Source organism: Marinibaculum pumilum (genome assembly GCF_042646425.1).
GTDB lineage: Bacteria > Pseudomonadota > Alphaproteobacteria > Ferrovibrionales > Ferrovibrionaceae > Marinibaculum > Marinibaculum pumilum.
The window spans coordinates 275,432-301,797 of the sequence record NZ_JBHRTR010000034.1; the positions used below are offsets into that span (position 1 = coordinate 275,432).

Annotated in this window: 22 protein-coding genes; 10 read left to right on the forward strand and 12 right to left on the reverse strand. The window is 71.1% G+C overall.

Annotation, left to right across the window (positions count from 1 at the left end; translation table 11 throughout):
* Positions 1 to 85: 85 nt before the first annotated feature.
* From ACFOGJ_RS21150 to ACFOGJ_RS21165, 4 genes are all read right to left on the reverse strand, one after another.
* Complete coding sequence (locus ACFOGJ_RS21150; RefSeq protein WP_379904284.1) at positions 86 to 1,231, reverse strand: DegT/DnrJ/EryC1/StrS family aminotransferase; 1,146 nt, start codon at positions 1,229 to 1,231, stop codon at positions 86 to 88.
* 27 nt (positions 1,232 to 1,258) lie between these two features.
* Positions 1,259 to 2,305 (reverse strand): Gfo/Idh/MocA family protein, encoded by a 1,047-nt coding sequence (locus tag ACFOGJ_RS21155; RefSeq protein ID WP_379904286.1) that lies wholly within the window; start codon positions 2,303 to 2,305, stop codon positions 1,259 to 1,261.
* Between the two features lie 183 nt (positions 2,306 to 2,488).
* A complete protein-coding gene (locus tag ACFOGJ_RS21160; RefSeq protein ID WP_379904288.1) occupies positions 2,489 to 4,276 on the reverse strand; it encodes a monovalent cation:proton antiporter-2 (CPA2) family protein in 1,788 nt (595 codons plus the stop codon).
* Between the two features lie 123 nt (positions 4,277 to 4,399).
* Positions 4,400 to 4,987, reverse strand: a complete 588-nt coding sequence (locus ACFOGJ_RS21165; RefSeq protein ID WP_379904290.1) for a hypothetical protein — start codon at positions 4,985 to 4,987, stop codon at positions 4,400 to 4,402.
* A gap of 83 nt (positions 4,988 to 5,070) precedes the next feature.
* Between ACFOGJ_RS21165 and ACFOGJ_RS21170 the strand changes: the two genes are divergently transcribed.
* From ACFOGJ_RS21170 to ACFOGJ_RS21180, 3 genes are all read left to right on the forward strand, one after another.
* The gene (locus ACFOGJ_RS21170; protein WP_379904292.1) at positions 5,071 to 5,607 is read left to right on the forward strand and encodes a MarR family winged helix-turn-helix transcriptional regulator; all 537 of its coding nucleotides are present in this window, start codon (positions 5,071 to 5,073) and stop codon (positions 5,605 to 5,607) included.
* A 226-nt stretch (positions 5,608 to 5,833) separates the two neighbouring features.
* The gene (locus ACFOGJ_RS21175) at positions 5,834 to 7,123 is read left to right on the forward strand and encodes a glycosyltransferase family 9 protein (protein ID WP_379904294.1); all 1,290 of its coding nucleotides are present in this window, start codon (positions 5,834 to 5,836) and stop codon (positions 7,121 to 7,123) included.
* Positions 7,120 to 8,169: a lysylphosphatidylglycerol synthase transmembrane domain-containing protein gene (locus ACFOGJ_RS21180; protein WP_379904296.1), complete on the forward strand. Its 1,050-nt coding sequence runs from the start codon at positions 7,120 to 7,122 to the stop codon at positions 8,167 to 8,169. Before ACFOGJ_RS21175 ends, ACFOGJ_RS21180 begins: the two co-directional genes overlap by 4 nt.
* Here the strand turns inward: ACFOGJ_RS21180 and ACFOGJ_RS21185 are convergent.
* A complete protein-coding gene (locus ACFOGJ_RS21185) occupies positions 8,119 to 8,877 on the reverse strand; it encodes a phosphatase PAP2 family protein (protein WP_379904298.1) in 759 nt (252 codons plus the stop codon). The genes ACFOGJ_RS21180 and ACFOGJ_RS21185 overlap by 51 nt on opposite strands.
* 107 nt (positions 8,878 to 8,984) lie before the next feature.
* Here ACFOGJ_RS21185 and ACFOGJ_RS21190 point away from each other — a divergent pair, with 107 nt between their 5' ends.
* Positions 8,985 to 10,616, forward strand: coding sequence for a glycosyltransferase family 39 protein (locus ACFOGJ_RS21190; protein ID WP_379904300.1), 1,632 nt, complete (start codon positions 8,985 to 8,987; stop codon positions 10,614 to 10,616).
* Here ACFOGJ_RS21190 and ACFOGJ_RS21195 read toward each other — a convergent pair.
* From ACFOGJ_RS21195 to ACFOGJ_RS21205, 3 genes are read right to left on the reverse strand one after another with little or no spacing between them, the layout of a single operon-like run.
* Positions 10,559 to 11,242, reverse strand: a complete 684-nt coding sequence (locus ACFOGJ_RS21195; RefSeq protein ID WP_379904302.1) for an ATP-binding cassette domain-containing protein — start codon at positions 11,240 to 11,242, stop codon at positions 10,559 to 10,561. The genes ACFOGJ_RS21190 and ACFOGJ_RS21195 overlap by 58 nt on opposite strands.
* The gene (locus tag ACFOGJ_RS21200; protein WP_379904304.1) at positions 11,239 to 13,002 is read right to left on the reverse strand and encodes an ABC transporter permease; all 1,764 of its coding nucleotides are present in this window, start codon (positions 13,000 to 13,002) and stop codon (positions 11,239 to 11,241) included. The genes ACFOGJ_RS21195 and ACFOGJ_RS21200 overlap by 4 nt, the downstream gene beginning before the upstream one ends.
* A gap of 16 nt (positions 13,003 to 13,018) precedes the next feature.
* Complete coding sequence (locus ACFOGJ_RS21205; protein WP_379904306.1) at positions 13,019 to 14,383, reverse strand: ABC transporter substrate-binding protein; 1,365 nt, start codon at positions 14,381 to 14,383, stop codon at positions 13,019 to 13,021.
* A gap of 198 nt (positions 14,384 to 14,581) precedes the next feature.
* On the opposite strand from ACFOGJ_RS21205, the gene ACFOGJ_RS21210 reads away from it, so the two are divergent.
* On the forward strand, positions 14,582 to 15,112 hold the full coding sequence (locus tag ACFOGJ_RS21210) for a tetratricopeptide repeat protein (RefSeq protein WP_379904308.1): 531 nt from the start codon (positions 14,582 to 14,584) through the stop codon (positions 15,110 to 15,112).
* A 28-nt stretch (positions 15,113 to 15,140) separates the two neighbouring features.
* On the opposite strand, the gene ACFOGJ_RS21215 is transcribed toward ACFOGJ_RS21210, so the two are convergent.
* The 4 genes from ACFOGJ_RS21215 to ACFOGJ_RS21230 form a co-directional block, all read right to left on the reverse strand.
* Entirely contained in the window at positions 15,141 to 16,397 is a 1,257-nt protein-coding gene (locus ACFOGJ_RS21215) for an NAD(P)/FAD-dependent oxidoreductase (protein WP_379904310.1), read from the reverse strand.
* Positions 16,398 to 16,541: 144 nt separating this feature from the next.
* Positions 16,542 to 17,654, reverse strand: coding sequence for a hypothetical protein (locus tag ACFOGJ_RS21220; RefSeq protein ID WP_379904312.1), 1,113 nt, complete (start codon positions 17,652 to 17,654; stop codon positions 16,542 to 16,544).
* 298 nt (positions 17,655 to 17,952) lie between these two features.
* Complete coding sequence (locus tag ACFOGJ_RS21225) at positions 17,953 to 19,185, reverse strand: hypothetical protein (RefSeq protein WP_379904314.1); 1,233 nt, start codon at positions 19,183 to 19,185, stop codon at positions 17,953 to 17,955.
* Positions 19,186 to 19,417: 232 nt separating this feature from the next.
* Positions 19,418 to 20,878 (reverse strand): mannose-1-phosphate guanylyltransferase/mannose-6-phosphate isomerase, encoded by a 1,461-nt coding sequence (locus tag ACFOGJ_RS21230; RefSeq protein ID WP_379904316.1) that lies wholly within the window; start codon positions 20,876 to 20,878, stop codon positions 19,418 to 19,420.
* A gap of 158 nt (positions 20,879 to 21,036) precedes the next feature.
* Between ACFOGJ_RS21230 and ACFOGJ_RS21235 the strand changes: the two genes are divergently transcribed.
* The 5 genes from ACFOGJ_RS21235 to ACFOGJ_RS21255 all read left to right on the forward strand — a co-directional run bounded on the left by ACFOGJ_RS21235 (position 21,037) and on the right by ACFOGJ_RS21255 (position 26,205).
* The gene (locus ACFOGJ_RS21235) at positions 21,037 to 21,957 is read left to right on the forward strand and encodes an NAD-dependent epimerase/dehydratase family protein (protein ID WP_379904318.1); all 921 of its coding nucleotides are present in this window, start codon (positions 21,037 to 21,039) and stop codon (positions 21,955 to 21,957) included.
* Between the two features lie 41 nt (positions 21,958 to 21,998).
* Entirely contained in the window at positions 21,999 to 23,042 is a 1,044-nt protein-coding gene (locus ACFOGJ_RS21240) for a quinone oxidoreductase family protein (RefSeq protein WP_379904320.1), read from the forward strand.
* Position 23,043: 1 nt separating this feature from the next.
* On the forward strand, positions 23,044 to 24,006 hold the full coding sequence (locus ACFOGJ_RS21245) for an alpha/beta hydrolase (RefSeq protein WP_379904322.1): 963 nt from the start codon (positions 23,044 to 23,046) through the stop codon (positions 24,004 to 24,006).
* Positions 23,997 to 24,641 carry a histidine phosphatase family protein gene (locus tag ACFOGJ_RS21250; protein WP_379904324.1) on the forward strand — a complete coding sequence of 215 codons (645 nt, stop codon included), beginning with the start codon at positions 23,997 to 23,999 and terminating at the stop codon, positions 24,639 to 24,641. The genes ACFOGJ_RS21245 and ACFOGJ_RS21250 overlap by 10 nt, the downstream gene beginning before the upstream one ends.
* A 124-nt stretch (positions 24,642 to 24,765) precedes the next feature.
* Positions 24,766 to 26,205, forward strand: coding sequence for an aldehyde dehydrogenase family protein (locus tag ACFOGJ_RS21255; protein WP_379904326.1), 1,440 nt, complete (start codon positions 24,766 to 24,768; stop codon positions 26,203 to 26,205).
* Positions 26,206 to 26,366: the final 161 nt, after the last annotated feature.

The following is a 26,366-nucleotide window of genomic DNA, read 5'->3' on the forward strand; positions in this document are numbered from 1 at the left end:
CCAGGGACATGCGTCAAAGAGATCTGAGAATGCGCGGTGGGCAGGGAACCGGGTCCGTCGCCCCTGCTCCGGTCAGTCCGCCGCCTCAGTTCGCCTTCAGCGCCTTGCGCAACGCCTCGACCACCCGGTCGACATCCGCATCGGCCAGGTAGGGATGCATCGGCAGGGCCAGCGCCTCGGCGGCCAGGCGTTCGCTGTGCGGCAGCGGGCGGTCGGCGAAGCGGCGATAGGCGGCCTGCTGATGGATCGGCACCGGATAGTAGATGCCGGTGGCGATGCCCTTGTCCTGCAGGGCGGCCCGGACCTTGTCGCGCCGGGCCGGCCCGCCCTCGATCCGCACCGTGTAGACCGACCAGGCGCTTTCCGCATTGGGCGGCACCCATTGCCGTGGCACCAGGTCGGCCAGCCGTTCGCCGTAGCGGGCGGCGAGGCGCCGGCGCGCCGCCAGCTCGTCGTCGAACAAAGCCAGCTTCTCCAGCAGGATCGCCGCCTGCAGGGTGTCCAGGCGGCTGTTCATGCCGATCTCCAGCGCCTCGGTCCGGTCCGGGCCCTGGCCGTGCTGGCGCAGGCGGCGATAGGCGGCGTCGCGTGCCGGGTCGTCGGTAAACAGCGCCCCGGCATCGCCATAGGCGGCCAGCGTCTTGGTCGGGTAGAAGCTGGTGGCGGTGACATGGGCCAGGGAGCCCACCGGCCGGCCGTCCAGGCTGGCGCCCAGGCTCTGTGCCGCGTCGGCCAGCAGGAACAGGCCCGCCTCCTCCGCGATCGGCGCGATCTCGTCATAGCGTGCCGGCAGGCCGAACAGGTCGACGGCGACCACTGCCCGCGGCACCGCGCGGCCGGCGGCCCGCGCGGTGTCGACCACAGCGGCCAGGTCCTCCGGATCCATGGTGAAGGTTTCCGGGTCGATATCGACATAGACCGGCATGGCGCCGCACTGCACCACCGTGCCGGCGGTCGCGACGAAGCTGTAGGCAGGCAGGAAGACGGCGTCGCCGCGGCCGATGCGCTCCCCCAGGAAGGCCGCCAGCAGGGCGTCGGTGCCGCTGGCCAGGCCGACGGCATGGGCGGTGCCGCAGCGGGCGGCCAGCGCCGCCTCCAGCTCCGCCACTTCCGGCCCCAGGACATATTGTCCCGCCTCCAGGACCTTCATCACCCGGTCCCGGATCCGCTTCGCGATGCGGCGGTGCTGCGCCTGCAGGTCGATCAGGGGGATGGTGCCGCGTCTGGCCAATGCCTGCCTCCGGGTTCGCTGTCGAGGTCAGGCGCTGACGCGGTTCGTCGTGCCGGGCACCAGGCCCGTCCGCTCGGCGACGAAGGCGGCATGCCGACGCAGGGACTCGTTCACCGCGATCGCTGCCTCCAGCGCCCGCAAGCCTTCCCGCCCGGTCACTTCGGGGGGCCGCTCGCCTCGCACGGCCGCCAGGAAGGCAGAGAGCTCCTCCGCCAGCAGGTCGGTCTCGGCGAAGTCGTCGAAGCTCACGTCCAGGTCCGGGATCCCGCCCTTGGAGACCGCGCCGGTCCGGCGCACCCGCCGCACCTGGCGGGCGCCGAAGTCGATGGAGGTGTAGCGGTCTGCCTCGAAGACCCGCAGCTTGCGTTCGGTCTTCATGCTGACCCGGCTGGCGGTGATGGTGGCGACGCAGCCATCGGCGAATTTCACCCGGGCATTGGCGATGTCTTCCCGCTCCGATAGGACCGGCGTGCCGACCGCGTCGATATCCGCGATCGGGGCCGGCACGATCGACAGGACAAGGTCCAGGTCGTGGATCATCAGGTCCAGGATCACGTTCACATCGGTGCCGCGCGCCGTCCAGGGCGCGATGCGCACGCATTCGACGTAGAGCGCCTGGCTGATCTCCGCGCGCAGCCGGGCGATCGGCGCGGCAAAGCGGATCAGATGCCCGACCTGCAACACGCGGCCGGAGCGTGCCGCAAGGTCGATCAGTGCCTGTGCCTCCGCCGGCGTCTCGGTGATCGGCTTCTCGATCAGGACATGGCGTCCGGCCTCCAGCGCCGCCGTTGCGACGGCGGCGTGCCGTCGGGTCGGCACCGCGATGCTCACGGCTTCGGCCTGCGACAGCGCTTCGTCGAGGGAGGCGGCGGCGCGGGTGTCGCATTCCTGCGCGACCGCGGCCGCCCGCGCCGGATCGGTGTCATAGACGCAGGCCAGCGCGGCGTACGGGCTGGCGGCCAGTTTCTGGGCATGGAAGCGGCCGAAATGGCCGACGCCGATCACCGCCATGCGGACAGGGCGATGGCCATGCGGTTCTGGGGAGCGGCGATCGGTCAACTCTGCCTCTGTCATGCGGCTGCCTTAGCACGGTGCCAGGGGGCTGTCAGGCGCTTTGCCCGGGGCGGGCCGGGGGTGGTGCGGCGCCCCGTGCCGGTTCCGGCTCCGACGCCCCCCTCCCTGAAACGCCCCCCTGAAACGCCTCCGTTTCAACCCCCCGTCTCGACAGCCCGTTCCGTCCGCCAGCGTCGCAGCGCGTCAGGCCACCTCGTCGCGGCGCGCATCCTCGTTGAACAGCTCCTCCAGTTCCTCCTCCCACTGGCGGGCGCGTTCCGCCATCGCCTCCTGGTCGGTGTAGATCGCCAGATCCTCCCGCAGGCGGCGCTCGTCCAGCTCGCGGAAGGTCTGGATCGCCTGCTGTGCCTGGTAGTCGGCCATGCCGAGCTTCTCCAGCACCAGCTCCGTCAGTTCCAGCGAGGAGGCGAAGGTCTCGCGCACCACATGCTTCACGCCGACCGCCATCAGCCGGTGGGCATGGCCGCGGTTGCGGGCGCGGGCGATGATCTTCAGGTGCGGATAGTGCTGCAGCAGCAGTTCCGCGCAGCGGATCGAGCGCTCGATATCCTCGATCGCGATCACGAAGACATGGGCGGTGTCGGCATGCACAGCCCGCAGGAAGTCGAGCCGGCTGGCATCGCCGTAATAGACCCGGCCGCCGAAATTGCGGACGAAATCGACCTGCTCGTGGCTTGCCTCCAGCGCGGTGAAGGGGATCCGCTTGGCGCGCAGGATGCGGCCGACGATCTGTCCGACCCGGCCGAAGCCGGCGATGATCACCTCGTTCTCCTCGTAGAGGGCGGTCGGCGCTTCCGCCTCCGTCTTCTTTGCGCGGCCGGTGCGGTCGATCAGCAGCAGCAGCAGCGGCGTCATCACCATCGAGATCGTGACGACCAGGGTCAGCGTGTCCGCCAGCTCGCGGTCGATCACCGACGCGGCACCGGCCACGCCGAAGATCACGAAGGCGAACTCGCCGCCCTGGCACAGGGTGGCGGCCAGCCGGATCGCCGGTTTCGTCCCCATGCCGGCGGAGCGGCCGATCAGGAACAGCACTGCCGCCTTGATCGCCAGCAGGCCCGCGACCAGCAGCGCCACGGTGCCGGGATGTTCGGCCACAACGTCGAGGCGGATCGACATCCCCACGCCGATGAAGAACAGCCCCAGCAGCAGGCCTTTGAAGGGGCCGATATCGGCTTCCAGCGCATGCCGGAACTCCGAATCCGCCAGCAGCACGCCGGCCAGGAAGGCGCCCAGCGCCATCGACAGGCCGACCTCCTCCATCATCAGGGCGGTGCCGACCACGATGAACAGGGAGACCGCGGTGAAGGCCTCCGCGATCTTCGACGAGGTGACATAGCGGAATAGCGGCCGCACGGCGTAGCGGCCGCCCAGCACCACCACCGCGACCGCGGCGGCCGCCTTGCCGATGCCCAGCAGCATGTCGGTGTCGAAGGTCAGGGTCTGCAGCCCCATCCGGTCGAGCTCGGCGATGATCGGCACCAGGACGATCAGCGGCACCGCGGCCAGGTCCTGGAACAGCAGGATCGAGAAGCCGGCGCGGCCGTGCCGGGTGGTCAGTTCGCTGCGCTCCGCCATGATCTGCAGCGCGAAGGCGGTCGACGACAGGGCCAGGGACAGGCCGATGATCGCGGCGCTCAGCGGCTGGATCCCCAGCAGCCAGGCCGCCAGCCCGAGGGCGGCGCCGGTGAGCAGGACCTGGCCGCCGCCCAGGCCCAGGATCACCCGCCGCATCGTCCACAGGCGGGTCGGCTGCAGCTCCAGTCCGATCAGGAACAGCAGCATGACCACGCCGAGTTCGGCGATGTGCAGGATTTCGTCCACGTTCTGCACCAGGCCCAGCACCATCGGCCCGATGACGATGCCTGCGGCCAGATAGCCCAGCACCGATCCCAGGCCGATCCGCTTGAACAGCGGCACGGCGAACACCGCCGCGGCAAGGAAGACGACCAGTGTGGGCAGCAGGCTCATGACGAAGGGCTTCCTTTCGCCCTGTTCGGGCGGCTCGGGCGCGGCTTTGCCGCTGCGGCCGCAGGCAGGCGGGCCGCCGGCCGGCGCCAGGGGCGGGACCCGCCGGCACCGGGGCAGTGGGGATCAGCGGACGAGCCGGCGGTCGACATCGCGCCAAAGCACGGTGGCCGACCCCGTGCCGCTGGTTTCGGAGATCACGGTATTGATATAGATCCGCTGTTCGGCCAGGGACATGCGGCCATTGCCGTCCAGGTCGAAGGGCAGGGTCTGCGCCGCGACGGGCTGGCCGGCCAGTCCCAGTTCGGCGAGGTCGAGTTCGCCATCGCCGTTCCGGTCGGCGCGGGCGAAACGCGTTGCCAGGTGATGTGCGATCTCCGCCTCGGAGAGGTGGCCGTCCCCGTCGCTGTCGATTGCCTCGAACGCATTGATCACGGGGGCCGTTCGACCGGAGGTTGCACCCTGCGACGACAGCAGGCTGGGGCCGAGGAACAGGCCCGGCAGCAGCCTGTCGTCGGTTTCCGCCATGCCGACGGGGCGGTCCGCGCCGCTGCAGGCGGCCAGGGCGAGGACGGACAGGGTCGGGACGGCCTGGGCCAGGACGGCCAGGGCGGCGGTGATCAGCGCGGGCACCGCCCGGCGCGCACCGCCGGCGGCGGGGGACAGGGGGCCGGACCTGGGCTTGTCGGCGATGCTGATCCGGTTCCTTACCATCTCCTATCCTTACCATGCCGGGGCCGCGGCGTGGAAACCGGCGGCGTGGCAATTGTCCGGGGGAAGGTGTATTTGCACGGATCATGACAGACCGAGCGTCAGGCAGCGATCCCGACGGGCGTGCCGCGACCCGCAGGCCCGCGGGCGGCGATTCGCCCTGGGGCACGCGGCCGCTGGAGCGGTTCGGCGGCGACTGCATCTGCTTCAACCTGCGCAAGGCCACACGGATCGTCACCCGGTCGTACGAGAATGCGGTGAAGCCGCTGGGCCTGAAGGCCACGCAGTTCTCCATCCTGGCCGCCCTGATGGGCCGGCCGCCGGTGCCGATGGCCCGGCTGGCGGAGGTGATGGGGCTGGAGCGCACCTCGCTGACCCGCAACCTGCGCCCGCTGGAGAGCCATGGCTGGGTGCGGGTTGAGTCGCCTGCGGAAGACCGCCGCGCCCGCCGCATCGCGATCACGGAGGCGGGGGCGGAGGTGGTGCGGCAGGCGGTACCGCTTTGGCGGCACGCCCAGGACGAGGCGGTGGCCCGCCTGCAGCAGGAGTTCGGCGACGATGCCTGGCACGACCTGCGCCGCCGGTTGCAGGTCCTGCACGACCTGCCGGTTGCCGCGGACTAGCCTCTTGCCACGGGCCGGCGGGGGACCGCCGTGGCGGTCGGCCCATCGCGCCGCCGCCGCGGCAGGACGCGCGATTGACTTCGCCGGCCGGACATCGGACACCCTTGCCGGATATCTCTGGCGCGGCAGGGCTTCCCGAGGTGACGGCCCTGCCTGTGCCGGAAACGGCGCGTTCCGCTGCCGCCCGCGGGCTGGCGCGGTACGGCCGAGGATGAAGGCGTAGCTGATGTCTCCCGATACGATGCGCCGGATCGACCGCTGGGTCGGCCGGCCGCTCTGTTTCCTGCTTTCCCTGGCAGCCCGCCGGCGCAGGGGCGAACAGCCCCGGCCGCGGCGGCTGATGTTCATCGCCCTGGCCGAACTGGGCGCCCTGGTGCTGACCTATCCGGCGATGCAGGAGGCGCGGCGCCGTTTCCCTGACGCGGAACACCACTTCCTGACCTTCGCGGCCGGCCGCCAGGTGCTGGAGATCATGGGCGTCCCGCCGGGGAACATCGTCACCATCCGGACCGACGGGCTGTTCCGCTTCGTCTTCGGGACCCTGGCCGCGATCTGGCGCTGCCGCCGGTTGGGCATCGACGCGTCGGTGAACTTCGAGGTCTATGCCCGCTTCAGCACCATCCTGGCCTTCCTGAGCGGCGCGCGCTGGCGCTCCGGCTTTCACCGCTTCCGGGAGGAGGGCCATTATATCGGCGACCTCCTGACCCACCGGGCGGTCTACAGCCCGCACCTGCATGCCGCATCGGCCTATCTGGGCCTGGTCGCCGCCCTCTCCGAGCCGGCGACCGACGAGCCGGTGCCCAAGGCGGTGCTGCCCGATGTGCGGCCGATGCGGTTCCGCTTCGAGCCCGATCCGGCGGAACTTCAGGCCCTGCGGCAGAGGCTCGCAGCGGAGGGGGTGCCGCTGGACGGCAGCCGCAAGCTGATCCTGCTCAACGCCAATGCCAGCGATCTGATTGCGCAGCGCCGCTGGCCGGTGGAACGCTATGCAGAGCTGGCGGCCCGGCTGCTGCGCGACCCCTCGGTGACCCTGGGTCTGACAGGATCGCCGGAGGAACGCCCGCAGGCGGAGCGTCTGGTGCGACAGATCGGCAGCGACCGGGTGGTGAACCTTGCCGGCCGGACCAGCCTGACCGGCCTGCTGCACCTGTTCTGCCTGGCCGACGGCCTGGTGACCAACGATTCCGGGCCGGCCCATTTCGCCTCGGCCACCAACATTCCGACGGTGGTCCTGTACGGGCCGGAGACGCCGCGGATCTTCGGCCCGATCGGCGACCGGCAGCGGGCGATCTGGCTGGGGCTGGCCTGTTCGCCCTGCGTCTCCGTCTACAACCAGAAGAAGTCCGTCTGCGGCGACAATCGCTGCATGACCGGGATCGGCGTGGCACAGGTGCTGACGGCGCTGCAGGCCGCAATGGGGGCGCCGAGGGGGCCGTCCGCGCCAGGCGGAAACCTGGCGCATGCGGCTGCCGGGGACGCCGCCGGACCCGCGAACGGGCGGCGCGCAGCCTCGTGACGGTGCCGGACAGCGCCGGCGGCAGGGGCGTCTGGCAGGGCCGCCTTCGCAAGCTGGCCTCGGCACTGGTCAAGCTGGCGCTGTCCGGCCTGCTGATCTGGTGGGCGGTCGGCCAGGTCGACCTGTCGGCGATCGGTGCGCGGCTGGGCGACCTGTCCTGGCCCTGGCTGCTACCCCTGGCGGCGCTGGTGGTGCTGCAGGCGGCGCTGCTGTGCCTGCGCTTCCACTGGGTGCTGCAGGGCGCCCTGGCCGGTGCGCCCGAACGCTGGCGGTTCTGGCCGGTGGCGCGCACCGTGCTGGCCGGGCTGCTGTTCAACCAGCCCTTCCCCTCGACCCTGGGCGGCGATGTCGCGCGCGTGGTCCTGCTGCGCCGCATGGGCGTCGGGCTCGGCACTGCCTTTTCCGCGGTGGTGGCGGACCGCGGTGCCGCGCTGCTGGCGATGCTGCTGGCGATGCTGGCCGGGCTGCCGCTGCTGGCGCTGGCCGACATCGCGATCGCGCCCGCCGACCGGGCGACCCTGGTGGCGACCGACCTGGTGGCCGGCGTCGTGGCGCTGGCGGTGATCGCCGTGCTGCTGCTGCTGCGTCATCTGCGCTGGCTCGGCCGCTACCACCGGCTGCTGGAGCGGGTGGCCGGGCTCTATGCCGGAATCCGGCAGGCGCTGGTCGCCGCCGGGCGGCTGCCGGCGATCCTCCTGGCGGGCATCGCCGGGCATTTCCTGACCGCCCTGTTCGGCCTCTGCGTGGCCGCCGGGCTGGAGATTCCGCTGTCGCCGGCCGTGGCCCTGCTGCTGATCCCGCCGGTGCTGCTGATCGCCCAGATCCCGATCGCCATCGCCGGCTGGGGCCTGCGGGAAGCGGCGATGGTGACGGCCCTCGGCTTTGCCGGGATCAGCGCCGCCGACGCCTTCCTGGTATCGGTCGGGATCGGCCTGGCCACCCTGGCGCAGGGCCTGGCCGGCGGCCTGGCCTGGTCGCTCAGCGGTGCCGCCCTTTCACGGCGTTCGGCGACGGAAGAAGGGCAGGACATAGCCGCCCCGCTGTAGGCGGCAGGGCAGGCCGCGGCGCACCATCCGTTCGTAGAGCCAGACCGTCAGGGCGATCGACAGGAAGGCGGCGAAGACCACGTCGCCCAGGTAATGCGCGCCCACCACCACCCGGCTGAAGCCGACCAGGACCGCCACGATCAGGTAGAGCGGGCGATGCTGCGGCAGAACCAGCCAGAACACCGTCATCACGGCGAAGATGGTCTGGGTGTGGCCCGACGGGAAGCCGACCATCCCGGTGTCGAAGGTCAGCGGCTGGAAGGCATAGCTGCCATCCTCGAACAGGTAGCGCGGGCGCAGCCGGCCGGTCAGCACCTTGATCGCGATCATGACGATGCCGCTCAGCAGCAGGCTGGCCAGCAGGAACAGGCCGGCATTGCGGACCCGCCGCCACATCAGCGCCCGTGCCACCGACAGGGTGAAACGCTCGCCGCCGGTACCGGCCAGGGCCGTCAGCACGGCCAGGATGTACCATCCCGTGCCCATGCCGATATCGGTGATGGCCTGGAAGAAGCCGTAGACCCAGTGCGTCCGATGCTCATAGAAGAACAGCACGATCTGCCGATCGACCAGCAGGATGCAGGCGAGGCTGGCCAGGGTCGACCAGAGCAGCCAGCGGAGATAGGGATTGCGCGGCCTGAGAAGGCGTCCCGTCCTGGGGCCCAGCAGATCGGTCAGGCGTTGGCGGGCGGAATCAACGGAAGGCATGACCTGGTGACTGAGTTGGAGGCCCATGACGGGTGGTCGGGGCGCGGTATGTCGCAGCGCCGCGCCCGATGGCGCGGCACGGGCCGGATACTACGCGATTTGCGGTCGTGTCGAACCCGGTGCCGGCGCAGGGCGGCATGCCGGTGAACGGCGATCGCGACTGCCGGGAGATCGCCTTCGGCATCCAGGCCAGCCCGGCGCAGCTGGTCTGGGCGGCCCTGCTGCTGGGCGCGGCGGTGCGCCTGGCCGTGGCCGCCGTACTGGGCCTGGGGGTCGACGAATCCTACACCGTCGCCAATGCCCGCTCCCTGCAGTGGAGCTACTACGACCATCCGCCGCTGTCGTTCTGGATCGTCCACGCCACGGTCTGGCTGACCGGGAGCGAGGCGAATCCGGTCGTCCGGCTGCCGTTCATCGCGCTGTTCGTGCTGACCGGCTGGCTGCTCTACCGGCTGGGCAGCGTGCTGTTCTCTCCCTGGGCGGGTGCCTGGGCGGCGGTGCTGGCCAACCTGGCACCGATCTACACCATCGCCTTCGGCGGCTGGATCCTGCCCGACGGGCCGCTGCTGGCGGCGATGCTTGCCAGCGCGCTCTGCCTGGTCGGGCTGCTGCAGGCGGGCAAGGATTGCCGTCCCGCCCGGCGCTGGGCGCTGGCGCTGGGGGCCGGCCTGTTCCTGGGCCTGGCCTGCCTGGCGAAATATCACGGCTTCCTGTTCGGCGCGGGCATCGCCCTGTTCCTGGCGACCTCGCCGCGTCACCGGTACTGGCTTGTGCGGCCGGAGACCTGGGCGGCCGGCCTGGTGGCCCTGGCGGTGTTCTCGCCGGTGCTGATCTGGAACGCCCAGAACGAATGGATCAGCATCGCCTTCCAGGCCGGGCGGGCCGCCGCGCGGGAAGAGCCGAAGCCGCAGCAGGCGCTGGTCGCGGTGCTGGGGCAGATCCTCTATCTGGGCCCCTGGATCTGGCTGCCGCTGGTCTGGGCCGTGGCGCGGTCGGTGGCTGCCGGCCCCCGGGACAATGGCGCCTGGTTCCTGTTCTGGGCCGGCCTGCTGCCGATCCTGATCTTCACCCTGACGCCGCTCTGGGGCAGCCGCGGCCTGCCGCACTGGCAGGCGCCGGGCTATATCTTCTGGCTGCCGCTTTTGGGCCGGGCGATGACCGCATGGTGGCCGGCGGCGCCCGCACCGGCGCGCCGCGGCGCCCGCTGGTGGCTGGGCCTGTCGGCCGCGGCGCTGTTGCTGGCGGTGCCGGTGCTGGCCAGCCATGCCGCCACCGGCTGGGCGGGCCGCGCCTTTCCCGCGCTGTTCGCCAAGGGGGATCCGACCCACGAGGGGCTGGACTGGACCGACCTGCACGACTGGCTGGCGGCGCGCGGCGACCTGGACCGGCCGGACCTGTTCGTCGGCGTCTGGCACTGGATCGATGCCGGCAAGGTCGACGCGGCGCTGGGCGGCCGGCTGCCGGTTGCGGTGCTGACATCCGACCCGCGCAACTTCGCCTTCCAGCACGACCTCTCCGATTTTTCGGGCCGCGACGCGATCCTGGTCGGGCGTGAGCGGACCGAGCGCGGCTGGGTCGACCGCTACCGTCCGCATTTCCGCGAGATCGAGCCGCTGGGGGAGATCTGCGTCGGCCGCGCCGGTCATTGCGAAGTGCCGTTGAAGGCCTATCTGGGCCGCGGCTACATGGGCGATTTCCAGCTGCCGTTCGGGCCCTCCGCCGCCACCGGCTCCAGGTGAACCAGCGGCCCGCCGGCCGCCTCGGCATCGCTGCCGTCATGGGTCACCAGCAGGGTCGGCAGGGCGCGCCGCCGCACGGCATCGAAGACGATGTCCCGGAACCGGCCGCGGGCCGCCGCGTCCAGCCCGGCGAAGGGTTCGTCGAGCAGCAGCGCCCGCGGTTCCGACAGCAGGGTGCGCAACACGGCGATCCGCGCCCGCTGGCCGCCCGACAGGGTCGTGGGGTCGCGCTTCTCGAAGCCGTCCAGGTCCGCGGCCGCCAGCGCCTCCCGCACCCGGGCGGCACGGGCCTGCCGGCCGCGCAGGGCCGGCGGCAGGCCGAACGCCAGGTTGCCGGCGACGCTGAGATGCGGGAACAGCAGCGGCTCCTGGAACAGGATGCCGATCTGGCGTGCCTCGGTGGGCAGGCCGGCCAGGTCCCGCCCATCCAGCAGCACCCGACCCTCCGCCTCGAAGGCCGGGTCCAGCGCGCCGCAGATCAGTGCCAGCAGGGTCGACTTGCCGGTGCCGCTCGGCCCCATCACGGTGGCCACCTGGCCGGGAGCCACCGTCAGCGACAGGGGCGCGAAGAGCCGCCGGCCGTGCAGCCGTGCCGCTACCCCGGACAATGTCAGACCTGCGGTCATTGCGACCCGCCCGGTGGCGCCGCCGAACGCCGGCCGGCGGGGTGCAGCGCCGCTGGCAAGAGGCGCGCCAGGCCGAAGGCGAGGAACGGCACCACCGCCTGCAGCACCGCGAACACCGCCAGCAGGCGCCGGTCCTGGCCGGAGGCGAGGGTCACCGCCTCTGTCGTCAGGGTGCTGACCCGGCCGGCGCCGAGCAGGGCGGTCGGCAGGTAGAGCGCGGTGGACACCGCGATCCCGACCGCAGCGGCGGTCAGCAGCGGCGCCAGCAGCATCGGCAGCTTCACCGCCAGCAGGACCCGCACGGGACCGGCGCCCAGGCCGCGCGCGACCAGACCGAAGCGCCGGTCCCAGGCATGCCAGGGGTCCGCCAGCGACAGGTAGGTATAGGGCAGCACGAACAGCAGCTGCGCCCAGGCGACGGCCAGCAGGCCCGGGACCAGGCCCAGGGCGGCTGCCACCGCCTGCAGGCCGAACAGAAAGCTCATCTGCGGCAGGATCAGCGGCAGGTAGAGCAGCCAGAGCGCCCGGCCCGGCCGCCGCGCGCCGCCGCCGCGGGCCTCGTTCTCCAGGCAGCCGACGGTCAGCAGCAGGGCGAGGCCGCTGGTCGCCAGGGCGAGGCCAAGTGTCGTGAGAACCGCTTCGTGGATCTGCGGCAGATGGGCGGCGAAGCGGGTAAGGGTGAAGCTGTCCGGCAGCGGCTCGGGAAACCGCCAGGGGCCGGCCACCGACCAGATCAGGAGCACCAGCATGGCGCCACCGCCCAGCAGGCTGACCAGCACCGCCGCGGCGACCGCGAGGCGGCGGAGCGGCGCATCGCGCCGCAGCCGCAGGCCCTGCCAGATCCACCAGCGCCAGGCCATGCGGGCCAGCAGGGCCAGCAGCCAGAGCATGGCGGCGCCTGCCGCCGTTGCCGCCAGTAGCACGATGGCGCCGACCGCCGCCGTCGCCCGCATGGTCAGGTCCGGGTCGGTCAGCCAGAGCAGGCAGCGGACCGCCAGCGGCGGCGGCGTGGTCGGTCCCAGGATGACGGCCATGTCGACCGTGGACAGGCCGTAGGCCAGGACGGCGAGGACCGGCAGGCGGAGCTGGCGCAGCAGCTGCGGCGCCACCCCGGCGCACCAGGCCGCGATGCGGCCATAGCCCAGGCTCCGGCCCAGCAGGGTGCGCCGGGCGGCGTCGGTCTGCGGCAGCGCCGCCAGTGTCATCAGGAACAGGAAGGGCACCTCCTTCACCACCAGCCCGGCGGTGAGCGCCAGCCCGGCCGGATCGTGCAGGATCAGGAGGTCGGGCGGACGCTCCAGGCCGGTCGCCCAGGGCGAGGCCAGCCGGAACAGCCAGCCGCTCGGCGCGACCAGGAAGGCCAGGCCGGCGGCCATCGCGGCATGCGGCACCGCCAGCAGCGGCGAGATCGCGTGCGACAGCAGGGCGAACAGGCGGCTGCCCTGGGCGGCGGCGGTGAGGCCCAGCACCAGCAGCAGCGAGATCAGGGTCGCGGCGAGGGCACTGGTCAGGCTGACCCGCAGCGAGGTCCAGATCCCCGGCGCCGCCAAGAACTCGGCCACCGCCTGGCCGAACGGGCGGCTCCAGTCCAGCCGCCCGGCACTACCCGTCAGCAGGTCGAGCCAGCCGAATGGCAGCACGATGCCGGCCGTGCCGACAGCAACCGGCAGGGTCAGAAGGGCGGCGGTGACGAGCGGGGCTGCACGCAGTGCTGCGTGCAGGGCCGGGCCGGCCGGCCGGCGCCGGCCCGCGGTCTTCATGCCGGCCGGCAGCCGTTCAGTCGCCGCCGCCGTAGCGATGCGACCATTGTTCGTCCAGGTACTGGGTCCAGGACGGATGCGGCTCGGCAAGCGGCGTGCCCAGGCTGCCCGCCTTGGGCATGCCCGGCATCTTGTCGAAGGCCGCGAATGCCGACCTCTCCTCCGCCGACAGGAGCGGCAGCGATAGCGCGGTCTGGCTGCCCCAGACGGCAGGATCCTGCTTGCGGGCCTGTGCCGCGGGCGAGAGCAGGAAGTTCGCCAGCACCATGGCGGCTTCCTTGTTGGGCGAGTTCGAGGGGATCGCCAGGAAGCTCGCATTGCCGATCGTGCCGTCGCGGAAGGTGTAGACCGCGGTCGTCTTCGGCAGGGCGCCGGAGGCGATGCCGTTCGCCGCCTCCGCCGGGTCGAAGGAGATCGTGATGTCGATCTCGCCATCCTCGAACAGGTTGCGGGCCGCACCGGTGTTCTGCGGGAAAGCCACGCCGGACCGCCACAGCAGCGGGTGCAGGCGATCCAGGTAGCTCCAGACAGTGACCGCCACATCGTCGGGATCGACCGCGGAGACCGGCTTGAACAGGGCCTCCCGGTCGGCGGTCAGGTCGTACAGGAGCTGCCGCAGGAAGGTGGTCCCCATGAAGTTGGGCGGCTGCGGATAGGTGAAATGCCCCGGATTGGCGACGGCCCAGTCCAGCAGTTCGTAGGCGCCGCGCGGCGGCTCCGGCATGCGCTCGGTATCGTGAAGGAAGACCAGCTGCGCCAGTCCCCAGGGCGCCTCCATGTTGTCCACCGGGATGCCGAAGTCGGTGGCGACGCTGGGCATCGCCTGCGGATCGACATAGCGCATGTTCGGCAGGGCATCGGTCCAGGGCCCGAACAGCATGCCGCGGCGCTGCAGGGCGGCGAAGTTCTCGCCGTTGATCCAGATCAGGTCAACGCTGCCGCTGCCGGTATTGCCGGCCGCCATCTCCGACAGGATGCGCGACACCGCCTCCGCCGTGGTGCCCAGCTTGACGTGGCGGATCGATACGCCGTGCGCCTGTTCCACCTGCTGGCCAGCCCATTCGATGTAGGCATTGATCCGCGGCTCCCCGCCCCAGGCGTTGAAATAGACCTGCTGGTCGCGCGCCTTCTGCAGGACCTCCTGCCAATGCCTGTCCCGGGCCTCCTCTGCGCCGCCGCCCTGCGCGGCGACATCCTGGTCGCCACCTGTGCCGCCGGCACTGGGGCCCTTGGCAGTCGGGGAGGTGGAGGTCGAAGGTACGGCGGCCGTGGTGCCGGGAGTCGCGTTGCCGGTGGCGGAATCCGCGAAGGCCGGCGATCCGCCGGCCAGCAGCAGGGCGAGGCAGCCGGCAAGGGCCGCGGTGGCAAGCAGGCGGTTCAACCGACACACTGGCGTCCTGCGGGCAAGGGGTGCGGTCTCGGGCATCGGGAACTCCCTTCTGGCGGCCGCGGAGCGGCATCTTTCGTTCGCGCGGACCTGACCGTTCTATCCCTTGCGTCGGCGGCCTGTCAGGCCGATAGAAGGCGATTGGCGCATTTGTGACTGCGGGGGCGCCGGAGTGGAGCGATGCACGATCGGATGGTCAGGCTGATTCTGTCACTGCCGGAGCGGCGGCCCGCGCCGGGCCTGTCGCCACAGCTGGACAGCCTGTTCAGCCGGCTGGTCGACGACAGGCTGGGGCATCGCGCCCACGAGGTCGAGGACCTGATCTGGGCCCTGTGGATGGAGCATCCGGCGGCGCCGGCCCGCGCGCGGCTGGGCGAGGCGGTGACCGCGATCGCCAGCAAGAAGCTGGGGGAAGCGGAACTGCTGCTGAACGAGCTGGTCTCCGCCCATCCCGACTTCGCCGAGGCCTGGAACAAGCGGGCCACCCTGTACTTCCTGCAGAACCGCGATGCCGAGAGCATCGAGGATATCGCCCGCGTGCTGGAACTGGAGCCGCGCCATTTCGGCGCCCTGGCCGGCTATGGCCAGATCTGCGAGCGCCGCGGCGACTATGCCGGGGCGCTTACCGCCTACGAGGCGGCGCTGCGGATCAACCCGCATCTGCCCGGCGTGCGCGCCCAGGCGGAAGGCCTGCAGAAGCGCTTCCGTCGCACCCTGCACTGACGCGGCGGCGGCGGACCGGTCGCTGGCGCTACCGGCCCTTCAGCCGCCGGGTGAGGTCCAGCAGCCGGACCTCCGGGTCCGCCAGCTCCGCTTCGGTCGCGTCCTCCGGCACCCGCAGGCCGGCCTCGATCAGCCGCCGGCAGGCGCGCATCTCGCGGATCGTGTTGATCACCGATGCGGCGACCAGGCGCCCGCTGCGCAGATGCAGGACGGTGAAGGCCCGGGCCGCCGGGTCGCCGCGCAGGATCAGCCTGTCGTCCGCCGCGGGGATGCCGGCGATCTGCACGTTCTCGTCATACTGGTCGGACCAGAGCCAGGGCGTTTCCAGGTAGGGGGTGGGCTGGCCGGCCATCGTCTTTGCCGCCGCCACGGCCTGCCCCTGGGCGTTCTGGAAAGCCTCCTGCCGCAGCGAGAGGCCGCTGCCGGGATCCTCCCGCCTGGCGACATCGCCCGCGGCGAAGACAGCTTCGGCAGAGGTGCGGCCCCAGGCATCCACCAGGATCCCGTCGCGGCAGGCGATGCCGGCCGCCTCCGCCAGGCCGGTCTCTGGCTGGATGCCGATGCCGACCACCGCCAGGTCGCAGGGCAGGGCCGCATGGCCGTCCAGTTCCACCGCCGCCACGGCGCGGTCGCCGGCGAATCCGGTCACCCGCCGTCCGGTCAGGATGGTCACCCCCTTCGCCGCATGCAGCGCGGCGATGGCGTCGGAGATCTCCGCCGGGGCGCCGCGGTTCATGATCCTGGGCTCCGCCTCCACGACGGTGACCGCGCAGCCCAGTTCGCGCGCGGCCGCCGCCACCTCCATGCCGATGAAGCCGCCGCCGATCACCGCCACCCGGCCAGCGGCCCGCAATGCCTGGCCCAGGGAATCGGCATCGGTGACGCTGCGCAGGTAGTGGATCCCGGTCAGGTCGGCCCCCGGAACGGAAAGGCGGCGCAGCCGGGCGCCGGTGGCGATCATCGCCGCCTGATAGGAGAGCCGGGTGCCATCGGCCAGGGTCACGGTGCGGGCGTCGGGGTCGATGGCGGTGGCCGGGCAGGACAGGCGGAGGTCGATGCCGGCGGCCGCATAGAAGTCCGGGGCGCGGAACAGGAGGCTGTCGCGGCTCTGCCGGCCCAGCAGATAGCCCTTGGACAGCGGGGGGCGCTCATGCGGCGGCAGCGGCTCGGCCGCCAGCAGGATGCATTCCCTGTCCGGGTCCGCCTTGCGCAGCGTATCGGCGGCCCAGAAGCCGGCCTGTCCGCCGCCGATCACCACATAGGGTGGCGTACTGCCCGCCGCCATCTCCGCATTCCTCCATGCCGCACCGGCTCACGCCTAGCCAGCGGCGCTGCCGAGGTCAAAGGAAACCGGCGGTCGCGCGCAGGCATCCTGCAGCGGGCAGGGCGCAATGGGGGTGCGGGGAGGCGGTCTGCCCCCGGCGGAGGGTCAGCGCAGCCAGCTCAGGTCGCTGGACGGCGCGGTCAGGCTGCTCATCGAGTCGGCACGGCTGCGCACGCGGTTGATCAGGCGCCCGACATCGTTGTCGCTGGGGCAGGGGATCGTGTCGTAGGGGGTGGCGAAGCCGGCGAACTCGTCCATCAGCCGGTGCACGCCCTGGGCGATCGGGTCCTTCGCGGTCACCTGTCCCAGCACATAGTCCGCCACGGCCTGGGGGCCGTAGACCTGTGCGGCGGCGAGCATGCCGGAGATCGTGACCTCCGATGTCGTGCGGCCGATGCCGCGGGAGCGCGGCGGCGGGTCCATGTCGCGGGACAGGCCGACGATGTCGCCCAGGCCGCTCTCCTCCGGCAGCAGGCCGATGATCTTCTGCAGATGCCAGGCGAACGCCTCGCCGATCGCGATCTCCTGCACCCGGGCGGAGCAGAATTCCTTCATGCTGAAGGCGCCGTTGAGGCCGGTGAACAGACCGTCCCACCGGTTCGACACCTTGGCCCAGGCATCCTCCGGCCGGGCGCGGGCGAGTTCCCGCCGCTCCTGCAGGGCGCGGGTGGAGGGCCGGTAGTAGCCGAGGACCTCCAGCAGTTCCTCGCCGAACCGGTAGCCGATGAAGCCGCGCGGATCCACCGCACGATATTGCAGCTGCTCCAGCGTGACCTCGCCATGCTGGTAGGCTTCCATCGCCTCTTCACCGACCCGCAGGCGCAGTTCGGTGGCGGTGATGCGGCCGGGCGCCAGGCCGGTCAGGTAGGCGCGGAGCGCGTTCTTGAAGTCGCGGAAACTGCCCTGCGGCCGGCTGGCGGCCGCCGGCTGTGCGGCGGCCTCTCTGGCCGCAAAGTCACGCCGGACCGGGGCTTCGGCCGGGATCTCCGCCGGCGGAGTCTTCGGGGCCGGGGCGAATTCCGCCTCCAGTGCTGCCGCGGCCTGCGCCGGGCGGCGGTTCCGCGCCGGCAGGCTGTTCACTTCCTCGCGGAACACGTCCTCGTCCTGGCTCTGCGCCTCCTCCTCCAGCGTGCGCTGCAGGTCGCGCAGGGCGCTGCGCTGGCCGCGCTGGTTCTGGGCGGGACGGGACGGCTTCCGGGGCGACAGGGTGAAGGGCATGGGACTCGACTCCAGACCTTGTATGGGGCCGGGCTGGGTGGCGCATTTTTCGCGATCTACCAGCACAGCGACCGGTCCGTGCCCGCCCAGGAGTCCGCAGCCGGGGAGCTTGAACCGATGCCGTTCGGCGAATTGACGACGAAACCGATGCAATTTCATCGGCATGCCTCAGTAATTCGCAATTTTAGTGATCCAAAAGAATATGTAAAGCTGTTGTTATCTGGAACTAATGACTCTTTTCCGATGAATTTAGTACTGATTGCGTAAAATTTTATCGAAAATCTAATCGATAACTGGTCTAAAAGTTGATCGTGTGATTCAGGTACCGACCGCCCTGACCGCCCTGGGCACCCTGTGTCGCTGGCCGACGCGGTTCGGCACGGCCTTCGGTGGAGGCGCTGCGCACCCGCTGCATGATCGCCTCGATTTCCGCATCGCCAGGGCGCGGTACGCCGTCGAATGGCGTCGCATAGCCGGTGAAGCTGCGCAGGGTCCGTTCCACCGCCCGGCTGCCGGTCAGGCTGTCCGGTTCCAGCAGGACCTGGCAGACCGCCGCGGGGCCATGGACCTGCGCGGCTGCCAGAAGCGCCGAGACGGTCAGTCGGTTCTCCGGGCTGTCGTCGAGCATGCGGTCCGAACCGTCGAAGCCGATCGGCCGGCCCAGCCAGCCGGCGAGCACGCGGCCCTGCGGCAGCAGGGCGGAGAGATCGCGGAGATGCTGGACGAACGCCTCGAGAATCAGGCGCTCCTGTGCCGCGGTGCTCATCAGGTCGGCGATCGTGGTGATGCCGCGCCGCCCGGTGAACCGCCCGCACCAGGCCAGCGCCGGGTCCCTGTCGGCGGCAAACGTTCCGGCGCCCGCCTTCCCGTCCGCTCCCCTCTCGCGATCGGCCCCCTGGCCGCCAAGGTCGTTCGCGGCCGCGGGGCGGTGCAGGCGCTGATAGTAGCCGAGATCCTCCAGCTGCGATTCGCCGAACCGGTAGGCGCCCAGGCCGTCCCGGTGCCGGGCACGGTAGGGCAGGTCGGCAAGGGCAAGGTCGCCGCGCAGATGACTGCGCGCCGCGCTGGTGCCGACGATGGCGGCCAGCTCCGACAGATCGGGACCGCTGCCGCCCGTCGGCCGTGGATCGATCCCGGTCAGGTGGCTGCGCAGGGCCTGACGGAAATCGGCGAAGCTGCCGCGCAGGCACGGCACGTCCTGCGCCGCGCCGCGGGCAAGATCGAGAATCTCCGCCTGCATCCGCTGGTCTTCCGGACCCGGTCCGACCGGCCGCAGGGCCGGCCAGAGCCGGCCGCTGGAACCGGCGGCCCCGGCGGCATTCGCCGCCGGCGGGTCGACCGGCGGTCGGCCGGACAGCACCCGGGAGAGATCGCCCACCGGCACGGTGCGCCACAGGGCCCCTGTCCGCTTGTCCTCCGGCACCGGCATGCCGAAACGGTCCAGATCGTCGAGCGAAAAACCGCGTTGCTCCTGGAAGAGCTTCTGGCTGTGCCAGGCCCGGGGGCCTTCCGCCAGCTGTTCCTGCCGCATCGCACTGCTCCTTGCCCAGGGCCGCGGAGCCGCCGCACCGGCCCGTGCCGGTCATGGTGCAGGCAGGTGGCTCCCGCGGGTGAATCAATCCCGGTAACGAGCAGTGTAGGTCAAAGTTCCTAGGCGTAAATACTTTCTTGAATTGCGGATATTATACATTCCGGTTGAATGTATTCGTTACTTTTATTGATTTTTATCGAATTCCCGCTGGCTCGCCCAGTCCGGGCCCCGTTCAGTCTCTGCCATAGGCGTCGGTGAACCGGACGATGTCGTCCTCTCCCAGATAGGCGCCGGACTGCACCTCGATGATCTCCAGCGGGATCCGGCCGGGATTCTCCAGCCGGTGCCGGGTACCGGGCGGAATATAGGTCGACTCGTTTTCCTGCAGCAGCAGTTCCTGGTCGCCGCGCACAACCCGGGCGGTGCCGCGGACCACGATCCAGTGCTCGGCGCGGTGATGGTGCAGCTGCAGCGACATCCGCCCGCCGGGCAGCACGGAGATATGTTTCACCTGGAAGCGGTCGCCGTCGTCGATGCGGCGGAACCAGCCCCAGGGCCGGTAGTCGCGGCTGCCCTGCTCGGCCTCCGGATAGCCGTCCCGGCGCAGGCGCTCGACCAGCAGCTTGATATCCTCGCTGCGGTCCCGCGGTGCCACCGCGACGGCGTCGTCCGTCTCCACCACCAGCAGGTCCTTCAGGCCCAGCGCCGCCACCAGCCGGCCGGTGCTGCGCAGGTGCACGCCCTCGCAATCCTCCGCCACCGCCCGGCCATCGAGCACATTGCCGGCCGGGTCCTTGGGCGCCAGGGTCCAGAAGGTCTCCCAGCCGCCCAGGTCGGACCAGCCCATGGAAACGGGGACCACGCCGGCATGGTCGTGATGCTCCATCAGGGCATGGTCGATGGAGATCGACGGGCTCGCGGCGAAGCCCTCGCGGTCCAGGCGCAGGAAATCCAGGTCGCCCTGCGCCGCCGCCAGCGCCTGCTCGGCTGCCGCCACCACCTGCGGCGCGTGGCGGCACAGCGCCTGCAGCAGCGGCGTGACCGGGAACAGGAACAGGCCGGCATTCCACAGGAAGCGGCCGGAGGCGAGGTAGCGTTCCGCCGTGGCGAGGTCGGGCTTCTCGTGGAAGGCGGCGATCGCGAAGGCGCCGTCCGCCGCCGGCAGGGCATCGCCCAGCTCGATATAGCCATAGGCCGTCTCCGGCCGGTTCGGCTCCACGCCGAAGGTCATCAGCCGGCCGTCGGCGGCGCCCTGCAGGGCGCAGTCCAGGGCCCGGTGCAGGGCCGGAAGGTCGGCGATCACATGGTCGGAGGGCAGCACCAGAACGCAGGCGTCCGGTGCCTCTGCCGCGATGCTCAGCGCGGCCACGGCCACTGCCGGCGCGGTATTGCGCGCCAGGGGTTCCAGGACGATGGCGCGCGGGGCGACATCGGCCTGCCGGGCATGCTCGGCGACCAGGAAGCGATGCTCGTCGTTGCAGACGATGGTCGGGGCTGCGAAGCGGTCGCCGTCGGCGACCCGCCGCAGGGTCTCCGACAGCAGGCTCAGCGCGCCGTTCAGCGGCAGGAACTGCTTCGGATAGGAGCGCCGGGACAGCGGCCAGAGCCGGCTGCCGGCGCCACCGGACAGCACCACCGGATAGACCGGCGGCGCTGCGGCATGGCTCCCGTCCGGACTGGGCGATGGCGGCATGGCGGCTCCCGTGCGATGAGGCACCGACATTGCGGCCCGGCCCGGCTGAGGTCAACTTGACCAAGAGGCTGTGTCGGGCCGCCGTTCTTGAATACGATAGGCGTCAGACGGCGGGTGTCGGTCCGACATCCGGGGAGCAACAGAGAGAGGAGCGGGCGATGGCGAAAGGCAGGGTACTTGTCACGGGCGCGGGCGGGCTGATCGGGCGCACCCTTTGCGAACGCCTGCACGCGGCCGGGCGGCCGATCCTGGCGACGGACGTGGCGCCGCCGGACGGCCAGGTGCCCTGGCCGTGGAAGGTGGCGGACCTGCTGGACGTGCACCGCATCCATGCCCTGATGGCGGAGGATATCGACTGCGTCTTCCACGGCGGTGGCATTTCCGGGCCGATGCTGGCGCGCGACAACCCGGCCAGCATCGCCAGGATCAACATCGACGGCACCCTGAACGTGCTGGAGGCGGCGCGGCTGCACGGCATCCGCCGCACCGTCTACTGCTCCAGCCTGGTGGTCTACTGGCCGGCCGCCGGGGCGGGGGAAACGCTGACGGAGGCCTCGCCGTTCCAGGTCAACGACATGTATGCGGCCAGCAAGGTCTGCGGCGAATGGCTGGCACGCACCTATACCGAGAACGGCTGGACCGACACCCTGTCGTTCCGTATCGGCTGGGTCTACGGGCCGCGGCGGCGGACCGACTGCATCGTGCACACCATGATCTCCGACGCCCTGGCGGGAAGGACGACCCTGCTGCCGCATGCGCCGCATTTCGGCCGGCAGTTCATTCATGTTGAGGATGTGGTCGATGCGGTGGTGACCGCGCTGGACATCGAGGCGCCGCCGGCCCGGGTCTACAACCTGGGCGGCCCGCGCATCGACTATATGCGCCTGCATGCCGCGGTGAAGGCGGCGATCCCGGCGGCCCGGATGGAGGTGCAGGAGGGCGGGCCGCCGCCGGTCGACGGCGCGATCCCGCCGATGGACACCGCAGCCGCGGAGCGGGACCTGGGCTGGACGCCGCGGACCGTGCTGGAGGAAGCTGTGAAATCCTATGCAGAGCATCTGCGCAGCAACCGCTACTGAGTGGCGGACATGAATGGACTGACTTGGAAGGGGGGCCGGCGATGAAGGCCGTGGTGATCCACGAACATGGTGGCGTCGACAAGCTCGACTATGCGGAGGTGGCGACGCCGGAGCCCGGCGCGGGGAAGGTCCGTGTCGCGATCAAGGCGTCCGGCGTCAACCATTTCGACCATGACATCCGCGAAGGGGTGTCCGGCGTGCAGCAGGCCCTGCCGCATGTGCTGGGGGTCGAAGGCGTCGGCGTTGTGGAGGCCCTGGGCCCCGGCGTGGATGGCGGTGCGGAAGCGGTCGCGGTCGGCGACCGGGTCGCCATCTTCATGCCGCAGGGCGATCCGCGCAGCCGGCTCTGGCTGAAAGGGCTGGACGGGCTGGACTTCACCCATGGACGGATCGGCGTCGACCTCTGGGGCACCCATGCGCAGTACTGCATCAGCCGTGCGGACGCGCTGGTGAAACTGCCCGACGGGCTGGATTTCGAGACGGCGGCCGCCTCCATGGTCTGCTTCGGCACCGCCTGGCACATGACCGTGGTGCAAGGCCGGGTCGAGGCCGGCCAGACGGTGCTGGTGAATGCCGCCGGCTCTGGTGTCGGCACCTCCGCGATCCAGGTCGCGAAGCTGCACGGCGCACGGGTGATCGCCTCCGCCGGCTCCGACGCGAAGCTGGAGCGGGCGAAGGAACTGGGCGCCGACGAGGTGGTGAACTACTCAACCCAGAGCCTCCGCGACGTATGCCTGGCGCTGACCGGCGGCGACGGCGTCGACCTGGTGATCGAGTCGGTGGGCGGCGAGGTGCTGCGCCAGAGCATCGACGCAGTCCGGCCCGACGGCCATCTGGTGACCTGCGGCGCCCATGCCGGAGAGATCGTGCCGGTCAACGTCATCGAGCTGTTCCGCAAGCGGATGCACTTCCACGGCAGCCATTTCTGCGGCCGGCGGGAACTGGCCCATGTCTTCGGCCTGGTGGCGCAGAAGCGCCTGCAGCCGGTAATCCATGCGGCGATGCCGATGTCGCAGGTGCGCGAGGCGGCGGCGCGGACCGCCGACCGCAACTTCTTCGGCAAGATGGTGCTGATCCCCGATTGACGTGACGCACCTCCGGCGGGCGGCGGCGGCCGTCGCCGCCCTGCTGGTGCTTGCCGGCTGCGCCGGAGCGAGCGAGCCGCCCGCGCCGCGGCGGGCCGACCCGTCGCGGCTGGCGGCCGCCGCGGAGATTGCCGGCGCCGGCGGTCTGCAGCCGCTGGAGGTGCCGGCGCCGCCGTTCCGCCTGCTGGCCTATGCCCGTGTCGCCGAGCCGCCGCCGCCGGCGCTCGCCGTCTATCTGGAGGGCGATGGCCTGGCCTGGGAAAGCCGCACCCGCCTGTCGGCCGATCCCACGCCGCGCAACCCGCTGGGCCTGCGGCTGGCCGCGGCCGATCCGGCACCGTCGGTCGCCTGGCTGGCGCGGCCCTGCCAGTACCGGCTGCGGCTTGCCGACGGTGCCGCCTGTCCGCCGGCCTACTGGTCCGGCGGGCGCTTCGCGCCGGAGACGGTGGCGGCGATGAACCGGGCGGTCGACCGGCTGAAGGCGAGGGCGGGCACGCCCCTGGTGCAGCTGATCGGCTATTCCGGTGGCGGCGGCCTGGCCGTGCTGATGGCCGCGGCGCGCGACGATGTCGCCGCCCTGGTCACGGTGGCGGGCAATCTTGACCATCGCGCCTGGACGGCCCATCACCGGGTCACGCCGCTGGCGGCATCGCTGAACCCGGCCGATGCCGCGGCGGCGCTGGCGGATGTTCCCCAACTGCACCTGGTCGGTGCCGTCGACGATGTCGTGCCGCGCCTTGTGGCCGACTCCTATCTCGGGCGGCTGCCGGCGGAGGCACCCGGTGCGCTTCTCGTGGTGGCGGGGCAGGGGCATGACTGCTGCTGGGCGGAGACCTGGCCGGCGACAGTCGGGCAGGCCAGGCATGTCCTGGCCGGTCTGCGCGACCGGGTCGGGGCGGACCGACACGGCGGGTCCCGGGATGGCGGGACGATGGAAAGCGAAGGAAGCGAGCGATGGCGTTGAGGCTGTTCTGGGTGCGGCACGGGCCGGTGCTGGGGCGTCAGGCGGGGGTGATCTATCCCAGCGAGGATGTGGAGATCGAGGTGCCGCTGCCGGAGGCGCCGCAGGCGCTGGCGGCGCACCTGCCGCGGGATGCGGACTGGGTGATCAGCCCGATGCACCGCACCCGCATGACGGCGGAGGCGATCCTGGCCTATGCCGACCACCGGCCGGAGCTGAAGATCGTGCCGGAGATCGCGGAGCAGTATTTCGGCAATTATATGGGCCTGACCTACCAGGAGGCGCTGGCCCGCGCCGGCGGGGTCAAGGACAACGACCATTGGCCGATCCCGCTGGGCCACCGCCCGCCGGAGGGCGAATCCTACCAGGATGTCCACGACCGGGTCGGCCGCATCCTCGACCGCTGGGCGAACGAGCATAGCGACCGCGACATCGTGGCCGTGGCCCATGGCGGGCCGATCAAGTCGGCCATCGCCCATGTCCTGCAGATCCCGCTGGGGGCGGTGACCCGGGTGCTGATCGACAATTTCTCAGTCACCCGCATGCACCGCCTGCCGGACGGGCTGTGGCGGGTGGAGGCGGTGAACGTGCTGCCCTGGAATGCCGGCGGCTATCCGGTTCCGGGCTCGCCGCGCTGAGCGGGAATTCCGCCGGCCCTGGGTCGTGACGCCTGATCGCCCCCTTGATTGCGGGGGCCGGCGGCAGGACACTCCGCGCCCGAACGCCATGGCTCATTCGCAGAGATTCCGGGAGGAGAGGATCGTGCAGGAACATCTGGAATTCTATATCGACGGCGGCTGGACCGCCGCCGCCACCGCGCAGAAGCTGGACGTGATCGATCCGTCCACCGAGGAGCCCTTTGCCCGCATCGCGCTGGGCGGCCAGGATGATGTCGACCGCGCGGTCGCGGCGGCCAAGGCGGCCTTCCCGGCCTTCGCGGCGACCAGCAAGGAGCAGCGGCTGGACCTGCTGTCGAAGGTGCTGGACGGCTACAAGGCCCGCATCGACGAGATGGCGGAGGCGATCAGCCGCGAGATGGGCGCGCCGCTCGGCTTCTCCAAGCAGGCGCAGGCGCCGGCCGGCATCGGCCACCTGATGCAGGCGATCAAGGCGCTGAAGGCGTTCGAGGCGGACGAGATCCGCGGCACCTCGCTGGTCACCCGCGAGCCGGTCGGCGTGGTCGGCTTCATCACCCCCTGGAACTGGCCGGTCAACCAGATGATGTGCAAGATCGCGCCCGCGCTGGCGGCCGGCTGCACCATGGTGCTGAAGCCGTCGGAGATCGCGCCGACCTCCGCCCTGCTGCTCGCCCAGATCCTGCACGACGCCGGGGTGCCGAAAGGCGTCTTCAACCTGGTGAACGGCGACGGGCCGACGGTGGGCCAGGCGCTGGCGACCCATCCCGATATCGACATGATCTCCTTCACCGGCTCCACCCGCGCCGGCATCGAGGTGGCGAAGGCCGCCGCCGACACCGTGAAGCGGGTGCACCAGGAACTGGGCGGCAAGTCGGCGCTGATCCTGCTGGACGATGCCGATTTCCCGAAGGCGGTGAAGGGCGGCGCCCGTGGCGTGTTCTTCAATTCCGGCCAGTCCTGCAACGCGCTGACCCGCATGCTGGTGCCGCTGGACCGGATGGACGAGGTCGCCCAGATCGCCAAGGAGACGGCGGAGAAGACGACCGTCGGCGACCCGTTCGGCGAGAACTCGATGGTCGGCCCGGTGGTCAGCAAGACCCAGTTCGACAAGATCCAGGGCCTGATCGAGACCGGCATCAAGGAGGGTGCCGACCTGGTCGCCGGCGGCACCGGCCGGCCGGAGGGGCTGAACCGCGGCTACTATGTCCGTCCCACCGTGTTCTCGAAGGTCACCCGCGACATGACCATCGCGCGGGAGGAGATCTTCGGCCCGGTCCTGTCGATCATGGGCTATCGCGACGAGGCCGACGCGATCGACATCGCCAATGACAGTCGCTACGGCCTGTCCGGCGGCGTCACCTCGGCCAGCCTGGACCGCGCCCGCGCGGTCGCCCGCCAGCTGCGCACCGGCACCGTGCACCTGAACGGCGCCCTGCCGGACTTCGGTGCCGCCTTCGGCGGCTACAAGCAGTCGGGCAATGGCCGCGAATGGGGCCGCTACGGCTTTGACGAGTTCCTGGAGATCAAGTCGGTCTTCGGCTGGGAACCGCCGCCGGCGAAGTAGTTCCGGCCCCCTCGGACTCGGGCGGCGGTGGATCGCCGCCGCCCGACCCTTTACGGTCGTAGGTGGAGGCAGCGGGGAACGACCCCAAGGAAACTTACCTGGGCCGGTCGGGTTCCCTGGGCTGTGGACACAGACGGACCGCGCCTTGCGCGGAGGCTGAG